Source organism: Pseudomonas sp. GL-RE-29 (assembly GCF_019947275.1).
GTDB lineage: Bacteria > Pseudomonadota > Gammaproteobacteria > Pseudomonadales > Pseudomonadaceae > Aquipseudomonas > Aquipseudomonas fluorescens_A.
This window is the reverse complement of the sequence record NZ_JAGYGD010000052.1, coordinates 1-22,969: the sequence shown is the minus strand read 5'-3', so window position 1 is coordinate 22,969 and position 22,969 is coordinate 1. Positions and strand designations below refer to the sequence as shown.

The 22,969-nt window shown below is 54.5% G+C and carries 13 protein-coding genes; 5 read left to right on the top strand and 8 right to left on the bottom strand.

Going from position 1 to position 22,969, the window contains the following annotated elements:
* Nucleotides 1-12 precede the first annotated feature (12 nt).
* The 6 genes from KGB21_RS27875 to KGB21_RS27850 all read right to left on the bottom strand — a co-directional run bounded on the left by KGB21_RS27875 (nucleotide 13) and on the right by KGB21_RS27850 (nucleotide 12,625).
* A complete protein-coding gene (locus tag KGB21_RS27875) occupies nucleotides 13-918 on the bottom strand; it encodes an AraC family transcriptional regulator (RefSeq protein WP_223507368.1) in 906 nt (301 codons plus the stop codon).
* 81 nt (nucleotides 919-999) lie between these two features.
* A complete protein-coding gene (locus KGB21_RS27870; protein WP_223507367.1) occupies nucleotides 1,000-1,887 on the bottom strand; it encodes a phospholipase in 888 nt (295 codons plus the stop codon).
* A 173-nt stretch (nucleotides 1,888-2,060) separates the two neighbouring features.
* Complete coding sequence (locus KGB21_RS27865; RefSeq protein WP_223507366.1) at nucleotides 2,061-2,930, bottom strand: phospholipase; 870 nt, start codon at nucleotides 2,928-2,930, stop codon at nucleotides 2,061-2,063.
* Nucleotides 2,931-3,094: 164 nt separating this feature from the next.
* Nucleotides 3,095-4,387, bottom strand: coding sequence for a glycosyltransferase (locus KGB21_RS27860; protein ID WP_223507365.1), 1,293 nt, complete (start codon nucleotides 4,385-4,387; stop codon nucleotides 3,095-3,097).
* A gap of 144 nt (nucleotides 4,388-4,531) precedes the next feature.
* Nucleotides 4,532-12,109 (bottom strand): hypothetical protein, encoded by a 7,578-nt coding sequence (locus KGB21_RS27855; protein ID WP_223507364.1) that lies wholly within the window; start codon nucleotides 12,107-12,109, stop codon nucleotides 4,532-4,534.
* Nucleotides 12,110-12,262: 153 nt separating this feature from the next.
* Nucleotides 12,263-12,625: a response regulator gene (locus KGB21_RS27850; protein ID WP_223507363.1), complete on the bottom strand. Its 363-nt coding sequence runs from the start codon at nucleotides 12,623-12,625 to the stop codon at nucleotides 12,263-12,265.
* Nucleotides 12,626-12,874: 249 nt separating this feature from the next.
* On the opposite strand from KGB21_RS27850, the gene KGB21_RS27845 reads away from it, so the two are divergent.
* From KGB21_RS27845 to KGB21_RS27825, 5 genes are all read left to right on the top strand, one after another.
* The gene (locus KGB21_RS27845; protein WP_223507362.1) at nucleotides 12,875-16,363 is read left to right on the top strand and encodes a response regulator; all 3,489 of its coding nucleotides are present in this window, start codon (nucleotides 12,875-12,877) and stop codon (nucleotides 16,361-16,363) included.
* Nucleotides 16,363-17,196, top strand: coding sequence for a CheR family methyltransferase (locus KGB21_RS27840; protein WP_223507361.1), 834 nt, complete (start codon nucleotides 16,363-16,365; stop codon nucleotides 17,194-17,196). The genes KGB21_RS27845 and KGB21_RS27840 overlap by 1 nt, the downstream gene beginning before the upstream one ends.
* Complete coding sequence (locus tag KGB21_RS27835; RefSeq protein WP_223507360.1) at nucleotides 17,193-17,786, top strand: chemotaxis protein CheB; 594 nt, start codon at nucleotides 17,193-17,195, stop codon at nucleotides 17,784-17,786. Before KGB21_RS27840 ends, KGB21_RS27835 begins: the two co-directional genes overlap by 4 nt.
* The gene (locus KGB21_RS27830; protein ID WP_034146555.1) at nucleotides 17,780-18,961 is read left to right on the top strand and encodes a hybrid sensor histidine kinase/response regulator; all 1,182 of its coding nucleotides are present in this window, start codon (nucleotides 17,780-17,782) and stop codon (nucleotides 18,959-18,961) included. The genes KGB21_RS27835 and KGB21_RS27830 overlap by 7 nt, the downstream gene beginning before the upstream one ends.
* Before the next feature lie 77 nt (nucleotides 18,962-19,038).
* The gene (locus KGB21_RS27825; RefSeq protein ID WP_223507359.1) at nucleotides 19,039-19,416 is read left to right on the top strand and encodes a response regulator; all 378 of its coding nucleotides are present in this window, start codon (nucleotides 19,039-19,041) and stop codon (nucleotides 19,414-19,416) included.
* An 84-nt stretch (nucleotides 19,417-19,500) separates the two neighbouring features.
* On the opposite strand, the gene KGB21_RS27820 is transcribed toward KGB21_RS27825, so the two are convergent.
* Both KGB21_RS27820 and KGB21_RS27815 read right to left on the bottom strand, forming a co-directional pair.
* Nucleotides 19,501-21,168: a response regulator gene (locus tag KGB21_RS27820; RefSeq protein WP_263386358.1), complete on the bottom strand. Its 1,668-nt coding sequence runs from the start codon at nucleotides 21,166-21,168 to the stop codon at nucleotides 19,501-19,503.
* Complete coding sequence (locus KGB21_RS27815; protein ID WP_223507357.1) at nucleotides 21,168-22,670, bottom strand: ATPase domain-containing protein; 1,503 nt, start codon at nucleotides 22,668-22,670, stop codon at nucleotides 21,168-21,170. The genes KGB21_RS27820 and KGB21_RS27815 overlap by 1 nt, the downstream gene beginning before the upstream one ends.
* Nucleotides 22,671-22,969 lie beyond the last annotated feature (299 nt).

Sequence of the window (22,969 nt, the reverse complement as noted above, 5' to 3'; positions counted from 1 at the left end):
TTGATCTTTACGCTACAGGTGATTTTGCTCAGTCAACCGCTGCACCACCAACCGCCGATAGTGCGACGGCGTCATGCCCTTCAGTTGCTGAAAGCGACGATTGAAGTTGGAAATATTGTTGAATCCGGATTCAAAGCACACATCAGTCACCGGTTTGTCGCCATCAGCCAACAACTCGCAGGACTTGCTGATACGCAGGCGATTGACGAACTCGATAAAATTGCGCCCGGTCGCTTGCTTGAACACCCTGCTGAAATAAGTCGGCTTCATGCCCAGATGCTCGGCGACTTCCTCCAGCGGCAACTCGCGGGCGTAGTGAGCGAAGATGTAATCCACGGCGCGGTTGGTGCGGTCAATGTTGTGCTCGTCGGCCAACTGCGGCGTGGTGGCGCCGGACAGCAACTGATAATCGTCAGAAGCCGCCAGCAACTCCAGCAAAATGAAAAAGTGCCCGAGGCGAGTCACGCCCTGGGTGTCGGCGATGCACTGCATCAAGTCCATCGCCTGGCGAATGGTGTGTTTGCAACGAAACTCGATGCCGTACTGCGCACGTTCTAGCAGTGGCGCGAGGGTCTTGAGTTCGGTGAACACCTGGTAACCGCCATCGAACAACTCGTCGGTGAAGTTGACCAACATGTCGCGCTTGGGCACCACTTCATCTTCGGCTACCTGGCTGATCCAGTTGTGGGGCAGGTTGGGGCCGGTGAGGAACAGGCTTTGCGGATAGAAGTTGCCGATGTAGTCGCCAATGAACACCTTGCCGGAACTGGCGACGATCAGGTGCAGCTCGTATTCCTTGTGAAAATGCCAACGCACTAAGGGGCAGGGGAAACCGTGCTGGCGATAGATGATGGACAAGCCGTTATGGTCGTCCATCAGTTCGTAGGAAGGGTCGGTGACTCTGGCGTTTCGGGTCATGTCAGGGCACTTTTATTGTTTTTGCCTGATGATCATGCCTCTATCGAGGTCGCCAATACCAGTTTGTATTAAGCCGAAAACCTAGTGCGCGGCGGGCGGCTCATGCAAGGCGCTGCCGTAAACGGCTTTCAGACTGCTGGCAATCCAGCAATACCGGACGATCTCGGAGTCTTCAAAAAAATCGGTACTGATAATGCTGCAGCGGGTGACCCAGCTACGGGTGGTATTAAACCAGTCGTTGATGCGATGTTTTATGTTTCCAGGCCCGCCCAGCAACGAGTAAGTGGTGGCTGACAGCGACCAGAGAAATGTCTCGTAGGGTGCATGCTCCAGCGTTGTGGCGATGTGGCGTTGGAGTTCTGCAGTATCGGTGAAGGTGCTGTCGTGCCACTTGTGCGGTATGCGTGGCCAAAAATAGTTATCGTCCAGATCTGGTGTGTGCGCTGCGGCCATGATGATGCGGCGATGCGCACTCGATCGCTTGAGCTCTCCCACCGTTTTCACAGCGTCGTAGGGAGGGACGATGCGCAGCCCCAGCCGGCGCACCAGTCGATCACTGAGCTTTTTATGATCGAAGAGCTCATCGCCATTGCCCAATTGATGAAAGCCCAGCACGAGGAATTCGTCCGGGTTTCGATCAAGAAACACCAACACCGCGTCGATCAACTCCTCCAGCACACGCTCTGAGCGAAAGCCATTGTGATGAAAGTAAAAGACCGGTTCCGGACCTTGCGTATAACCGAGCCGGATATCAAAAGCCCGCGCGCCGTTGGTAAGTTGCCAGGCAAATGAATCGTTTTGACAGCTTGTCCAGTGGCCGAGCACTGCATCCTGACTGGGGGCTTTTTTGTCCATGCCGGCATTATGCGTACAGGGCCAGACGATATCGGTCAGCTTCAACTGATCGATATCCAGCACGTTGCTCATCCATTTCTGCTTGTCGAGGGTATTTGTAGAGCCGTGGGTCATGACAGTTCCTTGTCTTTGACCTCATCCCATCCTTGAGGTGAGGAAGTCCATGTGACGGATGTGGAGCGTGCCCACATCCGTAGTATTCGCCTCAGAACAAGGCTTTCATGACCCAGCATAGAAGTGCGTGGCAGTTTTACCAGCCATGGAAATATTTCCACAAATATAGCTAATTAGTGGCTTGGTGTTACTGGGTATTTTTTTCCGGCTTTAATCAGGTTTGCTACTCGGCAGTAAGAAACGATTTTTGAGTAGTTTATGAAGTCGAAATTGATAATGTTGCACTTTGTTGCCCAGTCACTTTTTTCTGTATCAAACCAGGAGTCGAGATGATCTCGAATTTCATCAGGGCCAAACGCGTCATAACAGGTTGCGGAAAGCGACCAAAACTCCCCTTGAACGGGCGGTTTTTTCATGACTTCGGCAATGTATCTGTTCAGTTCGCCAGGGTTGACAAAGGTTTCGCCAATCCATTTATGCTCGATTTTTTCGCAAAACCAGTTGTAGTCCAAGTCTCTGTGCCGCGGAGCAGCTACCAATACCCGCTGTAATGGACTGATTTGTTTGAGTTTGGCCAGACTCAAATGGCGGTTTGCGGTTGGGATCATTTGCTCGTGAAGATGCTCCCGCATCATGGCGTTGAAGTATTTGAAATCAAACGCCTCCTTCCCGTCATTCAGTTTATGAAAGGCAAGTACTATGAATTCATCATTGCTTTTTACAAGAAAATCCTTGATGTCGCTTACAAGGTCTCCGAGAGTGCGGGAAGATAAATGGTTGTCATGGTGGAAGCGAAATTTTGCCAGTCCTACTGCGTCAGCGTCGTAAAACAATCTGACATCCAGCGCTCTTGATCCACGGCTAAGTTGGGAGAAAAACGGGACATCCTGACAGATTAAATACTTGCGGGGAGGTGCAAGCGCGTAGGATGCTTCCTTGTCACAACCCGCATTGTGGGTGCCTGGAAGTGTCATCTCGCCGAGGGTTAGAGTGTCAATGTCCGGGGTGGCTTTCATCCATTCGTAACTATTGAAGTTGCTCATTAATGCATCCTTGCATCGAATTGATAAGAGCGCCACATTTACAGATTTATAAGTGTGGCGGAGTGCGAGACTTTTATAGCGATTAAATACGTTTTTGCCAATAATTAGCTTGGTAGAAAGTGTAAGCGCTTTATTCGTTTGTTGTACGCTGTCTATGTTGCAATTTACAAAATTCGGTTTTTTGCTTCAATCCACTGCGCCATATATTGAGTGCTCTTGTGGTGATGGTGGCGCAACATGCTGCCGGTGAAATTATTGGTCCTAAGTTGCGCCAGATGTTGCTTGCAGTGCGATAACTTGCTGATTAATGCAGGCCCATGTATCGACTGCTGATAGCGATCGGCCAATAAGGTCTGCCCGTGGGATTGGGCACACAACCATAGTTCTTTGTCTTTATAAAGTCGGACCGCGGCATCGGCGATTTCACGTGCACTACCGGTCACCGAGCCGGGCCATGGTTCTTCCCCATGCATAGCTTCCGCCCCTACAGGCGTCGTGACATTGGGGGTGCCGCACAGCATGGCATCGACGATTTTGCCTTTGATCCCCGCACCGAAGCGTAATGGTGCCAGGCATACCCTGGCCGCGGACATGACTTGCAACGCGTCCTCAGCCCAGTTCATTACGTGAAACCCTTGGGCGGCATTGTGCAGTGCGGTGGCCTTGGGCGGGGTGTAAGCACCGTAGATATGCAACTGAGCCGTGGGTAATTGCTCGCGGATCATTGGCCAAATGGCCGTCTTCAACCACAGCACCGCATCCCAATTGGGCGCGTGACGGAAGTTGCCAATGTGCAGGAAATGCGCACGATCCTCGAACGATATGGGCGCAGTACCCGGTAAATCGACCATCAGCGGGCACCAGTGCAGCAGGTCGCGTGGCACTTCGAATTGTTCGACCAGCAACTCGATTTCCACTTCGGAGATCATCAGGTTCAGATCGCAGCGGTAAATCGCCGCGATTTCCCGTTTGGCCAGATCGGTATCTGCCATGAACTCGAATTCCTCACGCAACGCCGGCGCGAACAAATCACTGAAGTCGTTGGTGTCGTTACTGGCGTTCAAACGCGCCTTCAGCCGCTGGTGCCGGGCATCGCGCAAGCTTTGAAGGTCGGAAGTTTCCAGTACACGCAGAGCGTCAGGACAGTGCTTTTCAACGCGCCAGCCGAACTGTTCTTCCATCATGAAACGATCGAACAGCACGATGTCAGGCGACAGTTCACTGATGAAAGTGTCGAAGCTGCTGTTGTTCAACTCGATCGGTACTTCGCGAATACCCAGCACCGTGAGGTCGGCCCGGTGTTCACCGCTGTTGGCCGGACTGCTGAAGGTGATGTCCCAGCCTTGCTGCAAAAACGTCTCGAGGATTTGCATCATGTGCCCACCGGCCGCGGAAGAGCGTGGCTCGGGCCAAACGTAGCCAATGATCAGGACTTTGGTTGCGTGGGGCTGAATCATGAGTGGGAGTTCCTTGAAACAACGGGGGCGTGAGGAAGGAAGGCAAGGGATGGGATTAGAACATTTATTACAAGCTGGCGCCCCTGGGTCAGAGGCGCCATGTATGCGGAGTCGGAATCATATTCCGCTTTTTTTACCCTTTGTTCAGATCATAGGAAATTTCTCTCCATTTAGAATGTCATTAATCCATTCTGGATCCGTCGGGCTTTCCCAGATGTGGGGGCCGGTGGGATTAAGCGTGTCAGGCGCCAACAGCATTTTTCCTTCTGCCTGCCATGCCAACATTCGTAGATCAAGATGAACGATGAACTCTTTCGCGGGGCAACTGATCCCACCCCATGGGTCAACGACCCAGGCATCTTTAAACGCGGGTTCACTGAAATCGACGGTCTTGCCAATCGTTCCACTAGGCACTCCCACCACAGTGAAGGTGTGGCCCGTCATTTGCCATATCTCGGCAATGCCTCCACTCTCATCAATGATTTTTTTGGCGGCCCAGGCCATCTGGTCACAGTTTCCCGCGCCTGTCCTGAGTATCACATCTGCATAATCTGGTGAATCTGCCTTGGATTGGACCCAAATCACCACAGGGCTGGAGAGCACTTGGCGCTGAATATCAGTCGGATCATTCGCGATAACCTGATTGGCCGATCTCAGACCTGTCGCCTTGAACTGTTCATCTACTTGTGATTTCGCTTGTTCGGCATAGACCTTGTTTTGATTTGTAGCCGAAAGTTGATTGAAGCCAGGCCTCTTGGCAATCGGTTCGACTTTGATGGACGAGGCAGCAACTTCGACGCTTTGAATATTACCTCTGTTCCATACGGCAAGAATGAATTCACGTTTCTTCTCATCCGTAAGCAGTGCCGTTTTCGCTTTCAGATCCGAGATTTTTTGATGCGTAAAGCCTTTTTTCAATATCAGGTCCATATAAATGGAATCCAATGGAGGCAATGCGACAAAATCATTGTTAATCGATATGCCTGCTGCTATCAGGTATTGATCTTTTAGTTTGTCATGTTCCGTTATAAGGCCGTTGTCAAGGCTGTCAGAGTATTGGAGGTCTATTTTCTTGAATGCGAGGTTATTGACAGTGGCTGCATCGTAGTCACAGTAGTAGAAAAGCCCGGTGTCTGACTCCACCACCAGATAGGATTTCATTCCTGTATTCTGGTAGTCGTAATTGACCAGAAAACCTCTAGCGTCTCGTTGGTCATCGACACCATGGACGATGCCGTCGAGTTTGACTACGCGGGTGTTCTTGTCAAGATCGGCATCCACCTCCTTGTTGGGTAGGCCAAAGTGCTTGTCCGGAATAATTTTGCCCGTAGTATGGAGTTTGTATTGCAGTGGTTCTTTCAAGGGGGAGGGAATAAGCGTTTGAATGTTGTTATTAGTGGAAACGGTAAACAAGCGTCGCTCCTGAATTACCTGGCGGGGACTTCCATTTACAGATAATGATGGAAAAAGACGCTTGTGTTGAATGGATTGCAGTCGTTTCAAGCGGCGAGATTTTCCTCCCACAACCTTTTTCGAGAAACAGAGATTTCCGGTGCGTTTGGAAATTCGGCCTAGACTACATACGTCCTCGAAGCCCTCTACTTGTTTAAAGAAAACCGGCGATGACAAGTCATTAAGCACCCCCGGATTTTCAGGATCGAGGCGATACACCTTTTCGCCAACCACAACATCGGTATGTGTCGAGCGATGGATTACATGCGGTTTAGCGTCGAACAGCCGGGAGTTGGTGAGTGCAGTTGAACCGTCACTGAACGTTGTTCGCTCCAGTGTGATGGAACTGTCCGGGCTGAAGTTTTCGAGCGCCGCGCCGTATGCCCGATTTCTCTCGCGATCAAACGCAAACCACTTGCCATCAATGAACCGGGCAGTGAATTGGGTGGATTGGCCCGTGGCCTCGGCAGCATGAGTCGCTCCCTCGGCAATATCCGCCCGTTTTATCAGGTCGGCGTGGCTAATGGCTTTCGTCGTTCCAAAGAGCTCTGCCAGCTGATTGAGTCCATGTACAGACCCTCTATAGGCTGCCGCGCTCAGTCTGCCAGCGGTATTAAACACACTACCAATCAGATCACCAAAACCATCGAGTGGATTGGCGTTGATTACGATAGCTTTGGAAACAACCCATGCGCTTTTCAACGCCTTGGGCATGGATCTTATGACCGACGATGCAACAATTTTTGCTACTTTACTTCCGGCCTTTGCAAACGGGAGAGCGTTTCCAAATAAATCTAACTTAACTTCGTCACGCGCTTCAGAGTATTTGCCTTCCTGGATTTTATCAATGGCTGTTTTAAACGGTACGAGACCTAATAAGAAGTCTTTTGCTGTCTTGTCAAAGTCGTCTCTCTCCATCGAGAGCGTCTTACCTTTTGCCAGTGCGCTCATGCCGATCTCATCGTTAATGAAGTGATCTTGTACAACGACATGTGCGATGCGGGCACTACGAGAGTCGGGCGAAAGTGTATTCGGTATAGCGTCGAAATCAAATCCGGTAGGGTAGGTCCTATCCAGCCAGCGCGTAGGCTCAATTTCGTCGAAGATGACGTTGGAAGTAACATTTTCCCGAGGAGGAGTTCCTTTTAGGTAGGCCTCAAAATCGACCGGCTGGTCTGTTCCTTGCTCTACAAGTTTGGCTGTTAAGTAAAATGCTTTAGAATAACTCAGGCCTCGCTCTAAGGTGTTCGGCAGTAATAGGTTTTTACTGATTTTCTGAGCGCCCGGAAACAACTCTAACCAAATAACCTCTCCTTTGTATTCGGACCGTATAATTATCCCGTGAATGCCCTTTTCGTTATCCCTCATCGCCATCAGCTCCTCGGCAGGAGTCTCTAGGGAAGTTGAGGTTTTAACCGCTGTTCGTACGGAGTAAAAGGTCTGCTGCCCATATTCCAGATTTTTACGATCTTCTACTGATAATTGCGCAAATAGGTTTAAAATTTCACTCGCCGACCCTTTTTGAATGTTGTGATACCAGACAGGAAAGTCTCGGGCGAATAGATTTGTGACATTCTTTAAGTCTTTAAACTTCGGTTCCAATGCGGAAATGTCTACCTCTGGGTCCGAAGATTCCCATTTGCCGGATTGCAACAGCCCACTCATATGAGCATCCAACAACGAAGTGGTGAGCGGCGGACCAGCAGGTTTTTCCTTCTTATCTCGTTTTTCTGTAATGCATACGTTTTCCAAAAGCACATCAGGTCCCAGGACCTGAATCAAATCAGCCCGCGCATAGTCTTCCAGCATCGGTACCGCTGCTTGCAAATAGGTTCGAGCGTCGGCGAGATTTTTGCTGTTTTCCTGAAATTTTTGCCGGGCGATGATTTTTTGCTGGTCTGTATATTCGCCGCTGGCGCTCTTCGCAATGATGCCGTTGGCGACGGCCCAGTCTACAAGTGGGGGCTCCGATAGTGCTCGTACGTTGATGTCCTCGCCGAGCGAAATAGGCAGAAGGGCACCGTATTGAATGGCGTCCTCATAGTTCATGTTTCTCGGCGCACCTTTGGCCACTGATTCAATGCGAGCAACGCTGAGCCTCAGCATTGCCCATACATCAGAACCGCAGACCAGATTATCTGGAAGACCCTTCACCTGGAATTCTGGCGCAAGGGCGCTGACAAAATGATACGCCGCCACAGGTGCGGTTCTGGCGTCTAATTTGGGGTTGTTGATGAGGTGGCGTTCAAGGTCGGCGATCACTTCGGAGGGTTTCTTTCCCACGTTAGTGTCTTTTGCCAGATCGTAACCGGCAACGTGGTTGCGCCTCGCGCCCACGGCAGGATCAAGGTCAAGCAACAGCGCAGCCAGGACCAATCCAGTTTCGGTTTCTTGAGTCGAGATGAAACCTAATCGAGTTACCAGCTGCTTCCCCAACTCTTGGGCCCTGGTGCTACGTAGCGCCTGAATCAGGCCGTGGTCGGCGTTGAGCATTGGTGTGTGCGGCAGGAGATACTTAAGCAATCCGCTGCCGCGTCGGTAGCCAGGGATTCCCTCCACTGTGGTTTGGATCAAGGCTACCTGGGTGGTCGTCAACGGAGTGGGGTCGCCAAAAACACCCCGGTAGTTTTCGAAATAGGGGCTTCTGGGTGCAGGGAAGCTCAAAACGTTAATCAGATTGCGTATCTCGGCCACATTTTTCGGGACGAGCCAAGGATTGTCGCTGATGAAGGTTTGCGCGAGGACCATTCTTTGGGCATCGACCGGATGTTTGGCCGCGAATGTAGAATCCGGGTCGATGGGAATTCGTGTTTCAGTGAGGTCAACGAGCGCGTCGTCGGACTTTCCTTTAATCAGATCATTCAAGGCCAATATCAGCGCATGATGATTGTAATGATTGCCTAAGCGGCGTCTGTCTCTTTTAAGAATGGCCTCGGTTCTTGGCTCCAGTGGCCTTATTGGATCATCAGGCGAAACTTCGGAAAATGCTTCCTGTCTGTCCAGTTCATTGGCGCGGGAGAGGGATTGGGTTGCGCTCAATTGACGGTTTTCTGCGTAAAATCCTCCCACCAACATGACGGGTACCTTTCCGTCGGAGGACGGGTACGGCACTTGGTCGAACATCGGATCGACGACCTGGGCCGCGTCAAGTATCAAGGGCGCGTGGTACGCCCATCCAGAATTATCCGTCAGGCTGAAGGTCTTGGTTGTCCCGTTCACGGTACCGGTCAGTTCACTTTCAACTACGTCCACCTTCACCGTTGTGAGGTCGAGTCCAACCTCTGCGGCCCAGTCTGTAAAGAACGGGTCTCTTATGGCTTTGAGATAGTTCAACCAACATTGGCCAAAGGTCGAATGCGTCGGGACATGGATGCTTGAATGGGCGAATGCGCTTGCAGTTGTTCCAGATTGCCGCAACGCCGCGGCGTAGCGAGCTGCCAATTGCTTATCACCATCAGCCCGCGAAATGTCCGTATAAACGGCGCTGCGGCGACTGCGCATTACGCGCACCGCCTCCATTGCTGCAGCAATTTCGGGATCCACTGCGCTGTCGATACCTTGAAAGGTATCGATATCAGGTCCCTGCATTGCATTCATCTTGACGAGGTAGTCATTGAGTTCTGCTTCGTCGTTCGAGGCGTTATCCTCAACATCGGCGGATTGTGTATTGGCGATGGCTGCAACCATCCCGCCGGCATAGTCCGCTTCTCGTTTGCTTCGCGAGGATCGCACGCCGCTATCCGAAGGCTGGTCAACAGCTTCGTGCGAGGCAGAGTCTTCTGCGAGTACCTCCTGAATCTGCTCGCTGTAGCTTTGTCCGGGGTTTGTCTTGGCGTGTTGCTTCAGCAGTGCCTTGACCTCTTGAAGCAGAATTAACTTTTCGGGGGATTCATACATCAGCTCCAGGATGCTTTGTGACAGGGGTTGCAGGTCCTCGGCGAGGGGCGTCTCCAAAATCCTCTCGATTTCATCATCGATCCGCTGCTGATGCGCTGCAGCGGTTTCGGGGAGATCCTCGTACGGCACGATATCGCCTGGCTCGACGGTCGTCTCTTGATCAAGCTGTTCTTGAGGAAGCGTCGAACTTTCGATGGGCGTTGTTACTTCGACAGTTTCTGTAGTGACGGTGGTATCAACCGTTGTGGCTAATCCCCTGGTTGGCTGCTGCCGGTCACTGGTCGGGATTGCGATGGGTGTGGAAACAAGGTTTGGCTGAGTAACAACGGAAGTAGCTTCATCCGACCCCAATTCATCATCAATCTGTTGTTGGGTCAGTGCTGCGCCGTTTTCCAAGGGCGCTAGAGTATCGGTTGGCTCGATATCAGCGGGTGGCTGTTCCGGGAGCTGTTCTTTAAAGAAAGTAAGGTAAGTCCCGAGCGCGGTGAGGAACGCTCCTCCGGCTAAACCCACGCCAGCGGTTGTTGCCGGATTGTTCCTGGCCAATTGATAGCCGGAAGCGGCGGTCCCGACAGCGTAGCCACCAAAGGTGTTGAGTACCGAGGCTAGCTGGGAGACTAGCTGATTGATTGCAGGGGCAAGGGTCTCTCGCCATGATGGGGATGACTCGACTGTAGGACCATAGACTTGATCCTCGTACAAGGGATCACCGCGCTCAGCCGCGTCAAGGGCGGCGAGGGCCTCGAGCCTTTGACGGTCTAACATCGGTATATCTTCAGTCAAAGCCGAAGCCGACGGAAATGTCAGAGCATCATCGATTGCGCCCAACACATCACTAATCGATTGCGCCAACCGGTCCAGCATGGGCCAATCGGATGACGATGTTGGAGCCTCGGCAGCCCCCGGATCATTGCTGATTTTTTTCTCTGAGCCGGTTCCGGTTGGAGGCTTTATGGACGCTATAAAGTCATTGACCACAGCTTCCAGTTCCAGCAACGATGCCTTCCAGGCGTATCCGTCTTTAAGTGACAGCTGATTTAATTCACCCGTACTAGTAGCGCCGGTGTCTTGCTCCCTTATTTTCGATTGCCTTGTATAGGTATGAAATGAAGGGTTCATACATTGCTCTGCGTTTTCCAGAGGGAAACCAACAGCTGTATAAGGAAGGGTGGCTGGCTTACCGTGCCGCGCAGCTGACAGTATCTCGCCACCAATCGTCCCGAATGCGTTGACTACAAACGTCAGCTTTCCCCAACGCCCTCCAGTGTAACGAGGCCCCTCAGTGTCGACTTCTCTGAAAAAACTGGCCTTGTTTTCGATTTCTTGTAACAACGACAGTAGTTCTGAGAACTTCAGCTTGTTCTGCGATTTTTGTGTAGAAGTCGAATCAGTAGGTGAGCCAAAAACGAAGTAACGAGGTGCATTTTCGGAGTGGGTTGCTTTCTGAGATTCAGTGGCAGTAATTACTTCATGCGAGCTACGTTGTGGGGTGTCACCAGTCTGAATCGCGTTAATCTGGTCGCTGAGCTTCTGCGCTGTGGCGAAACCCGTGCCCCAAGGGGCAAGCTCATTCGCACCAGGTTTGCACATAGCACGGAGAAATCTATCAACCAACGTCTTGGCCTCTTTTTGAGGTGGCCGGACGTCGATAAAGTCTTCTAATTGACTCAAGGTTTCATTGAGTTGTCCGTCACTCGCAGGTCGAATGAAAATTCGCGCCTGTTGAGTGAAATCACGCAGTGCATTCCACGTGTCATTGTCGAGGAATTCACCTGCAGCGATCTGCTGTGCTCTATGCGCTCGCGCGATTGTCAATTCTGACTGAATATATCCACCAAGTCCGCCTCTGGCGAAGTAGGTGTTTTCTCCAAAAGTATCTAACCAACGATCCGACGGCAGGGTGCAGATGCAGTCTACAAACTCTCGCAATCGTTCGGACGTGAGTCCTGCGAGCGGTTTGATCGAGCGCATGATTGCCTCGAGGAACAGAGGGGCGAGCTCTTTACCAGTCGGTGTCTGAAGGATGCCGGACTTGAGTGTTTGTAAAACATCCCGTTCCGACATTGACTGGGTACGCAATCGATGCTCAATTGAGGCCCATGCCTTGTTAAGGGAGGCTTGATCAGAAATCGCCCCCTCTTCAGGCCCGAACGTATGGGGGCAAAGCGCCGGAGGTGGGATCGGGGCTTGTGAGTCGCGAGGTGCCGGACTGTTCACTGATGAGGCTTGATTAGGCATCAGCTGAAAAGGTCTGGACGCCGAAATATTGCGCACCGTCGCGTCCGAGATACGAAGGGTCCGTGTCGGCAAAGCTGTCTGGACTGGATTTGACACCGTAGGGGAAGTTGTTGCAGTAGCGTTGACGGGAGGCATGTGGACTCTTATCGATTCGCAAGACGAGGAAAATCCTGGCCCCCCACGGAATCGGGCGACCAAGGCATCAAGCGCAGAAAGATAAGCGAAACGCTTCTTAAAAAAGTGATGGGAATATGTGTAAAGTTCCGTGTGTCAGGCGGCACGTTTTTATTAGCTGCCAAGAATCCCTTTGACCTTATCCCGCAACTGATCAATGGAAAACGGCTTGCCAATCACATGCATGCCTGCAGGCACTTCAATACTTTCCGCATAACCACTGGCAAACAAAATCGGCAGCTCGGGTCGCAGCATCCGCGCTTGAACGGCCAGCTCACGGCCATCCATCACCGGCAGTCCTACGTCGGTCATCATCAAATCGATGTACTGATCCTCATCGTTGAGGAACTCCAGCGCCTGTTCGCTGCCATCCGCTTCAAGCACTTTGAACTCCAGCTCCTCCAGCACGTCGACAATCAGCATGCGCACGATGGCATCGTCTTCGACGACAAGGATGATGGAGGCGTTAGCGGACATAGTCGGATTCTCAAAAAATGATGGGCGGTTGCCGGTCGGTCGAAATCGCCGGCCCTCTTGCATGAGTAAGTGGCGGATCCCGACAAGTTCCCAACGCGCTATAAAAAGAGTAGAGCAGAAGGATACCGCTCCCTTGGCGCGGAAGCAGCTCAATGTAGGACTTTGCGCAAAAACACGTCAGAAAAATGGATCCATTCGGCACTTTTGGGGCAAACTCCGTGGTTTTCACCAGTTCGACAAGGCTTGACTATGACCTCTGCGTCTTCGGTTGATGAGCAACGATTCCGCAAAATCCTGAGCCGCAACATCAGCCTGCCGCTGGGCGTCGGCGCTATCAGTGCGGTTTTTTTCGTGTCGCTGATTACTTATTTGTTGTCGACGATCCAGTGGGTCGAGCACACAGATCGTGTGATCAATAACGCCAATGAGGCGGTCAAGCTGACCGTCGACCTGGAAACCGGGATGCGCGGTTTCCTGCTGAGTGGCGACGACAAGTTTCTCGAACCCTACGAAACCGCTAAACCGCGCGTCGAAGTCGTGCTCAAAACCTTGCTTGAATTGACCGCCGATAATCCGGTGCAAACCGACCGCCTGCACCGGTTGCAGTCCTTGCAGCAGGAGTGGAGTGATTACGCGCAATCGATGATCGACTTGCAGCGAACCAGCGGCGATTACCGCAGTGCGGTTCGGGCCGGGAAGGGCAAGCGCCTGACCGACGAGGTTCGCAAGCAGTTCGAAGACGTGATCGACATGGAGCAGCAGTTGCGTGCCGCGCGCAATGAAGAAGTGCGCCGCACCACGATCTGGAGCATCGCCCTTTACCTGTTGTTCATCGCTGGTATCAGTGGCTTGCTGGCGTATATCGGCCGTCGCGACTTGGTTAACCTGTCGCAAAGCTACGGCGCGACGCTGGCGGCACAGCAGGCCAGTGCCCATCGCCTGGAGCAGCAAGCCTGGCTGCGCAACGGCCAGACCGAACTGGCCGAGCAAGTGTTGGGGCAGCTTTCTCTCAACGTGCTGGGGCGCAACATCCTGCAATTCTGTGCGCAGTATCTGGGCAGCGCCGTGGCCGCCATTTATGTGCGCGAAGAACACGGCGGTCTGCGGCGAGTGGCGTCGTACGGGTTCTCGCGCGAACAGGAAGCCATTGATCAACAGATTTACAGCGACGAAGGCATCGTCGGCCAGGTCGCGCATCAGGCGCGGCTGATCCGTCTCGACAATGTGCCGAGCGACTATTTCAAGGTCAGCTCCGGCCTCGGAGAAGGCTTGCCGCACAGTGTGCTGGTGGTGCCCACCAGTGACGATGAACGGGTCAACGGAGTTATCGAGCTGGGTTTCCTGCGTCCGTTGGACGAGCGTGACATTGAATTGCTCGAACTGATTGCCGGCAACATCGGCACCTCTATTGAGGCGGCGCGCTATCGCCAACGCTTGCAGGAAGTGTTGGCCGAGACCCAGCAACTCAACGAAGAGCTGCAAGTTCAGCAGGAAGAGCTCAAGACCGCCAACGAAGAGCTGGAAGAACAATCGCGAATTCTCAAGGAGTCCCAGGCCCACCTGGAAACCCAGCAAGTCGAGTTGGAGCAAACCAACGAACAACTCGCCGAGCAGGCGGAGATCCTGGCCGAGCAACGCGACGCCATGGACCTGAAAAACACTGAACTCAATCAGGCCCAGGCCCAGCTCGAAGAGCGCGCCGAGGAGTTGCAACGCTCCAGCAAGTACAAATCGGAATTCCTCGCCAACATGTCTCACGAACTGCGCACGCCGTTGAACAGTTCGTTGATCCTGGCCAAGCTGCTCGCGGAAAACCCCCAGGAAAACCTCAGCGCCGAACAGGTCAAATTTGCCGAGTCGATTTACTCCGCCGGCAATGACCTGCTCAACCTGATCAACGACATTCTCGACATTTCCAAGGTTGAAGCCGGCAAGCTGGAAATCCGCCCGGAGACTACAAGCGTTGCGCGTCTGGTGGACGGCTTGCGCGGGATGTTCCAGCCATTGGCGGCGGACAAGCAGCTGGAATTCCACGTCGAGTTGCAGGACGGCGTACCGGCCATGATGTTCACCGACCGCCAGCGCCTGGAACAGGTCATCAAAAACCTGCTGTCCAACGCGGTGAAGTTCACCGAAAAAGGCAGCGTCAGCCTGAGCGTTGCCGCAGCGCCGAACGATGGCATTGCCTTCAGCATCCGCGATTCCGGGATTGGCATCGCCGCCGACCAACACGAAAGCATTTTCGAAGCGTTCCGCCAGGCTGATGGCACCACCAATCGCCGTTACGGCGGCACCGGATTGGGCTTGTCGATTTCCCGCGATCTGGCGGCGTTGCTAGGCGGCTCCATCAGCGTGACCAGTACGCCGGGGCAGGGCAGTGTGTTTACCCTGGTGTTGCCGCAACAGTACGTTGAACAAGGCGAAGAACCTGCCGCGCCGATGCGCGCCGTAGCGGTGGCGACGGTCTCTCACGTAGCCCCCGCCGCATTGGCGCCGTTGATCACCGAAGAGATTCCCCGCTTCGACGATGACCGCAACAAGGCACCGTTCACTACTCGCTGCATTCTGGTGGTGGAGGATGAGCCGAATTTCGCGCACATCCTCTACGACCTGGCCCATGAACTGGGTTATCAGTGCCTGGTGGCCCACGGCGCCGATGAAGGCTATGACCTGGCGCGGCAGTTCCTTCCAGACGCCATCCTGCTGGACATGCGCCTGCCGGACCATTCCGGGTTGACCGTGCTGCAACGCCTGAAGGAACACGGCGAAACCCGGCATATCCCGGTGCACGTGATTTCCGTCGAAGATCGGGTCGAAGCGGCGATGCACATGGGCGCCATCGGTTATGCGGTCAAGCCGACCACCCGTGAAGAACTCAAAGACGTGTTCGCCCGGCTCGAAGCCAAGCTGACCCAGAAGGTCAAGCGCGTGCTGCTGGTGGAAGACGACGATTTGCAGCGTGACAGCATTTCCCGACTGATCGGCGACGAAGATATCGAGATCACCGCAGTCGGCCTCGCCCAGGAAGCCCTGGAGCTGCTGCGCACCACGATCTTCGACTGCATGATCATTGACCTCAAGCTGCCGGACATGCTCGGCAACGACTTGCTTAAACGCATGTCCACCGAGGAAATCTGCTCGTTCCCGCCGGTCATCGTCTACACCGGGCGCAACCTGACCCGGGACGAAGAGGCCGAACTGCGCAAGTATTCCCGCTCGATCATTATCAAGGGCGCGCGCTCACCCGAGCGCTTGCTGGATGAGGTCACACTCTTTCTGCACAAAGTCGAATCGCGGTTGTCCCATGATCGACAGAAGATGCTCAAGACTGCGCGCAGTCGCGACAAGGTATTCGAGGGGCGCAAAGTGCTGCTGGTGGACGACGATGTACGCAACATCTTCGCCCTCACCAGCGCACTGGAGCAAAAGGGTGCAGTCGTGGTCATTGGCCGAAACGGTCGTGAAGCGATTGAACGATTGAATGAAATCGAAGACATCGATCTGGTGTTGATGGACGTGATGATGCCGGAGATGGACGGGTTTGAAGCCACCATCGAACTGCGCAAGGATCCGCGCTGGCGCAAGCTGCCAATCATTGCGGTGACGGCCAAGGCCATGAAGGACGATCAGGAGCGCTGCCTGCAAGCGGGCGCCAACGATTACCTGGCCAAGCCCATCGACCTGGATCGCCTGTTTTCGCTGATTCGTGTGTGGTTACCGAAAATGGAACGTATCTAGTGGAGCGCAATTATTCAGGCGAACGGAACAGCGAAATCGAATTGCGCTTGTTGATCGAGGCGATCTACCTCAAGTACAGCTACGATTTTCGCGATTACTCCGGCGCATCGATCAAGCGCCGGGTGAGCCACGCGCTGAGCCAGTTCGAGTGCAACACCATTTCGGCCTTGCAGGAAAAGGTCCTGCACGACCCGACGGCGTTCATGCAGCTGCTGCAATTGCTGACGATTCCGGTCAGTGAGATGTTTCGCGACCCGTCGCACTTCCTCGCGATTCGCCGGGAAGTGGTGCCGCTGCTCAAGACCTACCCATCGATCAAGATCTGGATCGCCGGTTGCAGCACCGGCGAAGAAGTCTATTCGATGGCGATTTTGCTGCGTGAAGAAGGCTTGCTCGATCGCACCATCATCTACGCCACCGACATCAATCCGCGCTCGCTGGACAAAGCCAAGCAGGGGATTTTCTCCATGGAGAATGTCCGCGCCTACACTTCCAACTACCAGCAGGCCGGTGGCCAGCGATCGTTCGCCGACTACTACACGGCGGCATATGGCTACGCGATTTTCGACAAGTCGCTGTGCGAGAACGTGACCTTCGCCGACCACAGTCTGGCGACCGACAGTGTCTTTTCAGAGACTCAATTAATTTCATGTCGCAACGTATTGATTTACTTCAATAAAAAACTTCAGGATCGAGCGTTCGGCTTGTTTCATGAATCTCTTTGCCACCGTGGTTTTCTGGTGCTTGGCAGCAAGGAAACCCCGGATTTTTCAGCCTTCGGCAATCAGTTCGAACCGTTGGTCAAACAGGAACGGATTTACCGCAAATCATGAACAGTGAAACGGGCTTGCCGTCCATTGAAGCCATCGTCATCGGTGCATCGGCCGGCGGCGTAGAGGCGTTGCTGACCATCCTTGCCCCGCTGCGCGAGGGCTTTGGGTTGCCAATCATTGTTGTGCTGCACTTGCCGGACGAGCGCCGCAGCCACTTGGCCGAGGTATTCGCCCGCCGAGTGTCGCTGCCCGTACTGGAAGCCCATGACAAAACGCCGGTGGAACCCGGCACGCTGTACTTTGCGGCGCCTGGCTATCACTTGTCGGTGGAAAAGGACCGCAGCTTTTCCCTGAGCCTGGAAGACCGCGTGCATTATTCGCGACCTGCCATCGATTTCCTGTTTGATTCCGCCGCTGATGCCTACGGATCATCTCTGGCCGCCGTGTTGCTCACCGGCGCCAACCGCGATGGCGCCCACGGTCTGGCGCAGGTCAAGCACCGTGGCGGCCTGACCATTATTCAGGACCCGGACGAGGCGCAGGTCGCCACCATGCCGCTGGCTGCACTGGACTTTCATCAGCCAGACCACATTCTCCCTATCCACGGCATCGGCCGTCTGCTTGTCGAGCTGGAACGAATCGCATGCTAAGTAATATCCAGGCCAAACTGCTGATCGTCGACGATCTGCCGGAAAATCTGTTGGCACTTGAAGCGCTGATCAAGCGTGAAGACCGTATCGTGTACAAGGCGTTGTCGGCGGACGAAGCCTTGTCGTTGTTGCTGCAACACGAATTCGCCATGGCCATTCTCGACGTGCAAATGCCCGGCATGAACGGCTTTGAACTGGCCGAGTTGATGCGCGGCACGGAAAAAACCAAAAACATCCCGATCGTGTTCGTCAGTGCCGCCGGTCGCGAGCTGAATTACGCGTTCAAAGGCTATGAAAGCGGCGCCGTGGACTTCCTGCACAAGCCGCTGGATATCCACGCGGTCAAGAGCAAGGTCAACGTCTTCGTCGATCTGTATCGCCAGAGCAAGGCGATGAAGCAACAGGTCGAAGCGCTGGAGCAGAGCCGCCGCGAGCAGGAGGCGTTGCTCCAGCGGTTGCAGAGCACGCAACTCGAACTGGAGCAGGCCGTGCGCATGCGCGATGACTTCATGTCCATCGTTGCCCACGAAGTGCGTACGCCGCTCAATGGCCTGATCCTCGAAACACAATTGCGCAAAATGCACCTGGCCCGGGATAACGCGTCGGCGTTTACCCTAGACAAAATGCACGCGATGGTCGATCGCGATGAGCGGCAGATCAAGAGCCTGATCCGCCTGATCGAAGACATGCTCGACGTCTCGCGGATTCGCACTGGCAAGCTGTCGATTCGACCGTCGCGCTTCGATCTGTCCGAGCGGGTGCGCAATTTGTTGCAGAACTTTGCCGCGCAGATCGATGCCGCCGAGTCCTCCGTAACCCTTGAAGCCGAGCAACCGGTGGTCGGTAACTGGGACGAGTTCCGCATCGAACAGGTGATTTCCAACCTGCTGACCAACGCCTTGCGGTACGGTGCCAAGAGTCCGATCACCGTGAAGGTGTACAGTGAAAACAATCAGGCCCGGGTGGAGGTGCGAGACCTCGGGATTGGCATCAGCGAAGAAAACCAGCAACGGATTTTCCAACAGTTCGAGCGCGTCACAGCCAAACACGCGGTTGCGGGGCTGGGTCTCGGATTGTTTATTTCCGAACAGATTGTGACCGCCCATGGCGGTACCATTACCGTCGAAAGCCGGATTGGCGAAGGCGCCCTGTTTCGCGTTTGTCTGCCGCTGTAGGAAAACAGCCAGATAAACGCAACCTCTGAACGACCCCACGGTCGTATCAGCAGCTATTGACCGAACAAAGGCTTCCCATGAGTGAAGATGCACAAGACGTCGTATTGATCGTCGAAGATGACCCCTCGATTCTGATGGTGCTGTCTGCCTATCTGTCGGGGGAGGGTTACCGGGTGTTGCAGGCCGAAAACGGCGAGCAGGCTTTTGAAATCCTCGCCAGCAAGCCGCACCTGGACATGATGATCACCGACTTCCGCCTGCCTGGCGGAATCTCCGGCGTGCAGATCGCCGAACCGGCGGTAAAACTGCGACCGGAACTCAAGGTGATTTTTATCAGCGGCTATCCACAGGAAATCCGTGAGACCGACAGCCCGATCACGCGCAAGGCGCCGATCCTGGCCAAGCCGTTCGATCTGGATGTGTTGCAGGAACTCATGCAGGACATGCTGTCCTGAAACTGTAGGAGCTGCCGAAGGCTGCGATCTTTTTAAAGAAGATCAAAAGATCGCAGCCTGCGGCTGCTCCTACAGGGGGATGTTTCAGACGCTGATCATTTCTCGCACTTTCGCCGTCAACAGGTCAAAGGTGAACGGTTTGGTGATCATCTGCATGCCTGAATCGAGGAAACCACCGCGCACTGCCGCATGTTCGGCGTAGCCGGTGATGAACAACACCTTGAGTCCCGGCCGATACTGTCGGCCAATTTCTGCCAATTGCCGGCCATTCATGCCGGGTAGCCCGACGTCGCTGATCAACAGGTCGATACGCTGGGTGGAATCGAAGATCGGCAACGCGCTGTCGGCATCGCAGGCCTCGACAAAGGCGTAACCCAAGTCACTTAGCACCGTGCTGACCAACGCCCGCACCGCCGGATCGTCTTCGACGATCATCACCGTTTCACCGTCCTGAGCGAACAATGGATGATGATTGTCGACGGGGTAGTCCTGCGGCAGGTCGCCGCCGAAACGCGGCAGGAACAAACTGACCGTGGTGCCTTCGCCCACTTCGCTTTGAATGGCCACGTGCCCGCGCGATTGCTTGCTGAAACCGTAGATCATCGACAACCCAAGCCCCGTGCCCTGACCGATAGGCTTGGTGGTGAAGAACGGATCGAAAGCACGATTGATGGTGCTTTCCGGCATACCACAGCCGTTATCGGTGACGCTCAGAACTACGTAGTCGCCGGGCTGTAAATTGCTGTGGGGTTTGGTGAACTCGGCGTCCAGTTTGCGGTTGGCGGTGGTTACCACCAGATTACCGCCGTCGGGCATGGCGTCACGGGCATTGATGACCAGGTTGAGCAGGGCGCTTTCCAGTTGATTGGGATCGGCCTCGGCCACCCACAGTTGATCGCTCAGCTGCATGTCCAGGCGAATGCTTTCGTTGATGCTGCGTTGCAGCAATTCGCCCATGGACACCACCAGCGTATTCATCTCCACCGGTTTGGAATCCAGTGACTGGCGGCGGGAAAACGCCAGCAGACGATGTGTCAGTCCCGCCGCGCGATTGGCGGATGTCACGCCGAGGTCGATCAGGCTGTCTAGATCCTCGGTGCGCCCACGGGCCAGGCGCCGGCGTAGCAGTTCCAGGCTGCCGATAATGCCGGTCAGCATGTTGTTGAAGTCGTGGGCGATGCCGCCGGTGAGTTGGCCAACCGCTTCCATTTTCTGCGATTGGCGCAAGACCTCTTCGTTGTGCCGCAACTGTGCGGTGCGCTCTTCAACCTGCTGCTCAAGGGTTTCGAGGGTGTTTTGCAGGCGCAGCTCACTTTGACTCAAGTCGACCAGCCGGTCCCTGGCTTCGTACTGTCGTCGGCGACCGCGTAGTGCGGTGTTCACCAGACTGATCAAGGTTTCCGGGTGAAAAGGCCGTTCGAGGAAGGTGACGTTGCCCAGTTGCGGGCCGAAACGTGACGCCGGGTTCTGTTCCGGACCGCCGTGGTGGGTCAGCAGGACGATGGGCAGGTCTGACCAGGCAGGTTGTTGATCGATCAGACCGAGAAGTGGCTCAAGATCGCAGCCCAACAATGCCTCGGCAGCGATCAGTAAAAGACCGGCACCTTCTTCCAGTTCACGGCAGAGTTTAGGCAAATCACTACTGATGATCCCGTCGACCCCGGCCTCATTGAGCAACATCAGTGCAACCTGACTGTCCCGTCCCTGTGGAGCCAGGATGATCGCTCGTTCTGATGTTGCTTCACGGATCATCACGGGGCTTCATCCCCGAGCAACGGATTGCTCGCACCCATATAGGTGGGGACACCGCGCAATACCCCCTGGAATGAATCCAGCGGTTCGCCGATGGTCATGCCATTGGAACTGATGCGATATTCGCGAATGGTCGATTCATGGCTGCCGGTGCGCTTCTTGATGATCGAAATCGCCCGGCGTACCTTGCCTACCGCTTCGAAGTAGCGCAGCAAAATCACGGTGTCGGCCAGGTAAGTGATATCCACCGGCGCCTGCATGTCGCCCACCAGACCATGCTGGGCAACGGTCATGAACGTCGCCGCGCCTTTGCGGTTGAGGTACAGCAACAACTCGTGCATGTGCAGCACCAGGGCGTTCTCTTCGGGCATGGCCGCTTGATAGCCGTTGATGCTGTCGATCACCACGGTTTTGATCTCGCCCTCATCGACGCAGCGACGCACCCGGTGAGAGAACTCGCCAGGGGAGAGTTCGGCGGCATCCACTTGCTCGATCATCAGGTTGCCGGTGCCTTGCAGGGCCTTGAGGTCGATACCGATGTTCTTCATGCGTTCGAACAGCAAGCCGAGTTCTTCATCGAAAATGAACAGCGCCGCTTTTTCACCCCGCGCTACAGCGGCTGCAGCGAAGACCATGGCGATCAGGGATTTGCCGGTGCCCGCCGGCCCGAGAATCAAAGTGCTCGAACCGGTTTCAATGCCACCACCGAGCAGCGCATCCATTTCCGCGATGCCGCTGGTCAACTGCTGGCGCACATAACGACCGCGATGTTCGGCAGCCACCAGGCGCGGGAACACGTGCACGCCGTCGCCCATGATGGTGAAGTCGTGATAGCCGCCACGGTATTTCTGACCTCGGTACTTCACCACGCGGATCCGCCGGCGTTCGGCGCCATAATTGGGCGTGAGTTCTTCCAGGCGAATCACCCCGTGCGCCACACTGTGCACGGTTTTATCGAGGGATTCGGTGGTCAGGTCGTCAAGCAGTACCACCGTGGCGTCATAGCGCACGAAGTAGTGTTTGATCGCGAGGATCTGTCGGCGGTAGCGCAAAGAGCTCTGCGCCAATAGACGAATTTCAGACAGGCTATCCAGCACCACGCGGGTCGGCTTGACCCGTTCGACCACTTCGAAAATCTGCTTTGTCGCTTCGCCCAGCTCAAGGTCCGAAGAATACAGAAGCGATTGATGGTGCTCGGCATTGAGCAGACTTTCCGGCGGCGTCAGCTCGAAGATATGCACGCTTTCGTCCAGTTCCCAGCCGTGGGATCGCGCGCCTTGGCGCAATTCGCGCTCGGTTTCGGACAGGGTGATGTACAAAGAGCGTTCGCCGGCGCGGGCGCCGGCCATTAGAAAGTGCAGCGCGACGGTTGTCTTGCCGGTACCCGGCTCACCCTCCAGCAAAAACACATGACCACGGGATAACCCGCCATCGAGAATGTCATCCAGACCTTCGATGCCGGTGGCGGCTTTTGCACTGATGAACTCATTGGATGTAGACAAAAAATGCCCTCTTTTGACCAGGGGAACGAGGCTGCGGGCGTTAAAGCCGCAATCGACTGCCTGTTTCACTTGACCATTGACCGAGACGAGCGTTCAACCTTTTGTAAGCAAAAAGATCGCAGCCTTCGGCAGCTCCTACAGGTTGAAAGTATTCACCTGTAGGAGCTGCCGAAGGCTGCGATCTTTGCTTTAAAGCCCCTGCTGCAAAGCCGGATCATCCGGGTTCATCTGCTCAAGCTGCGCCAACAGAATCTGCACGTTCTGCAGTTGTCCGCTTTCTTTCCAGTAATTGATCAACA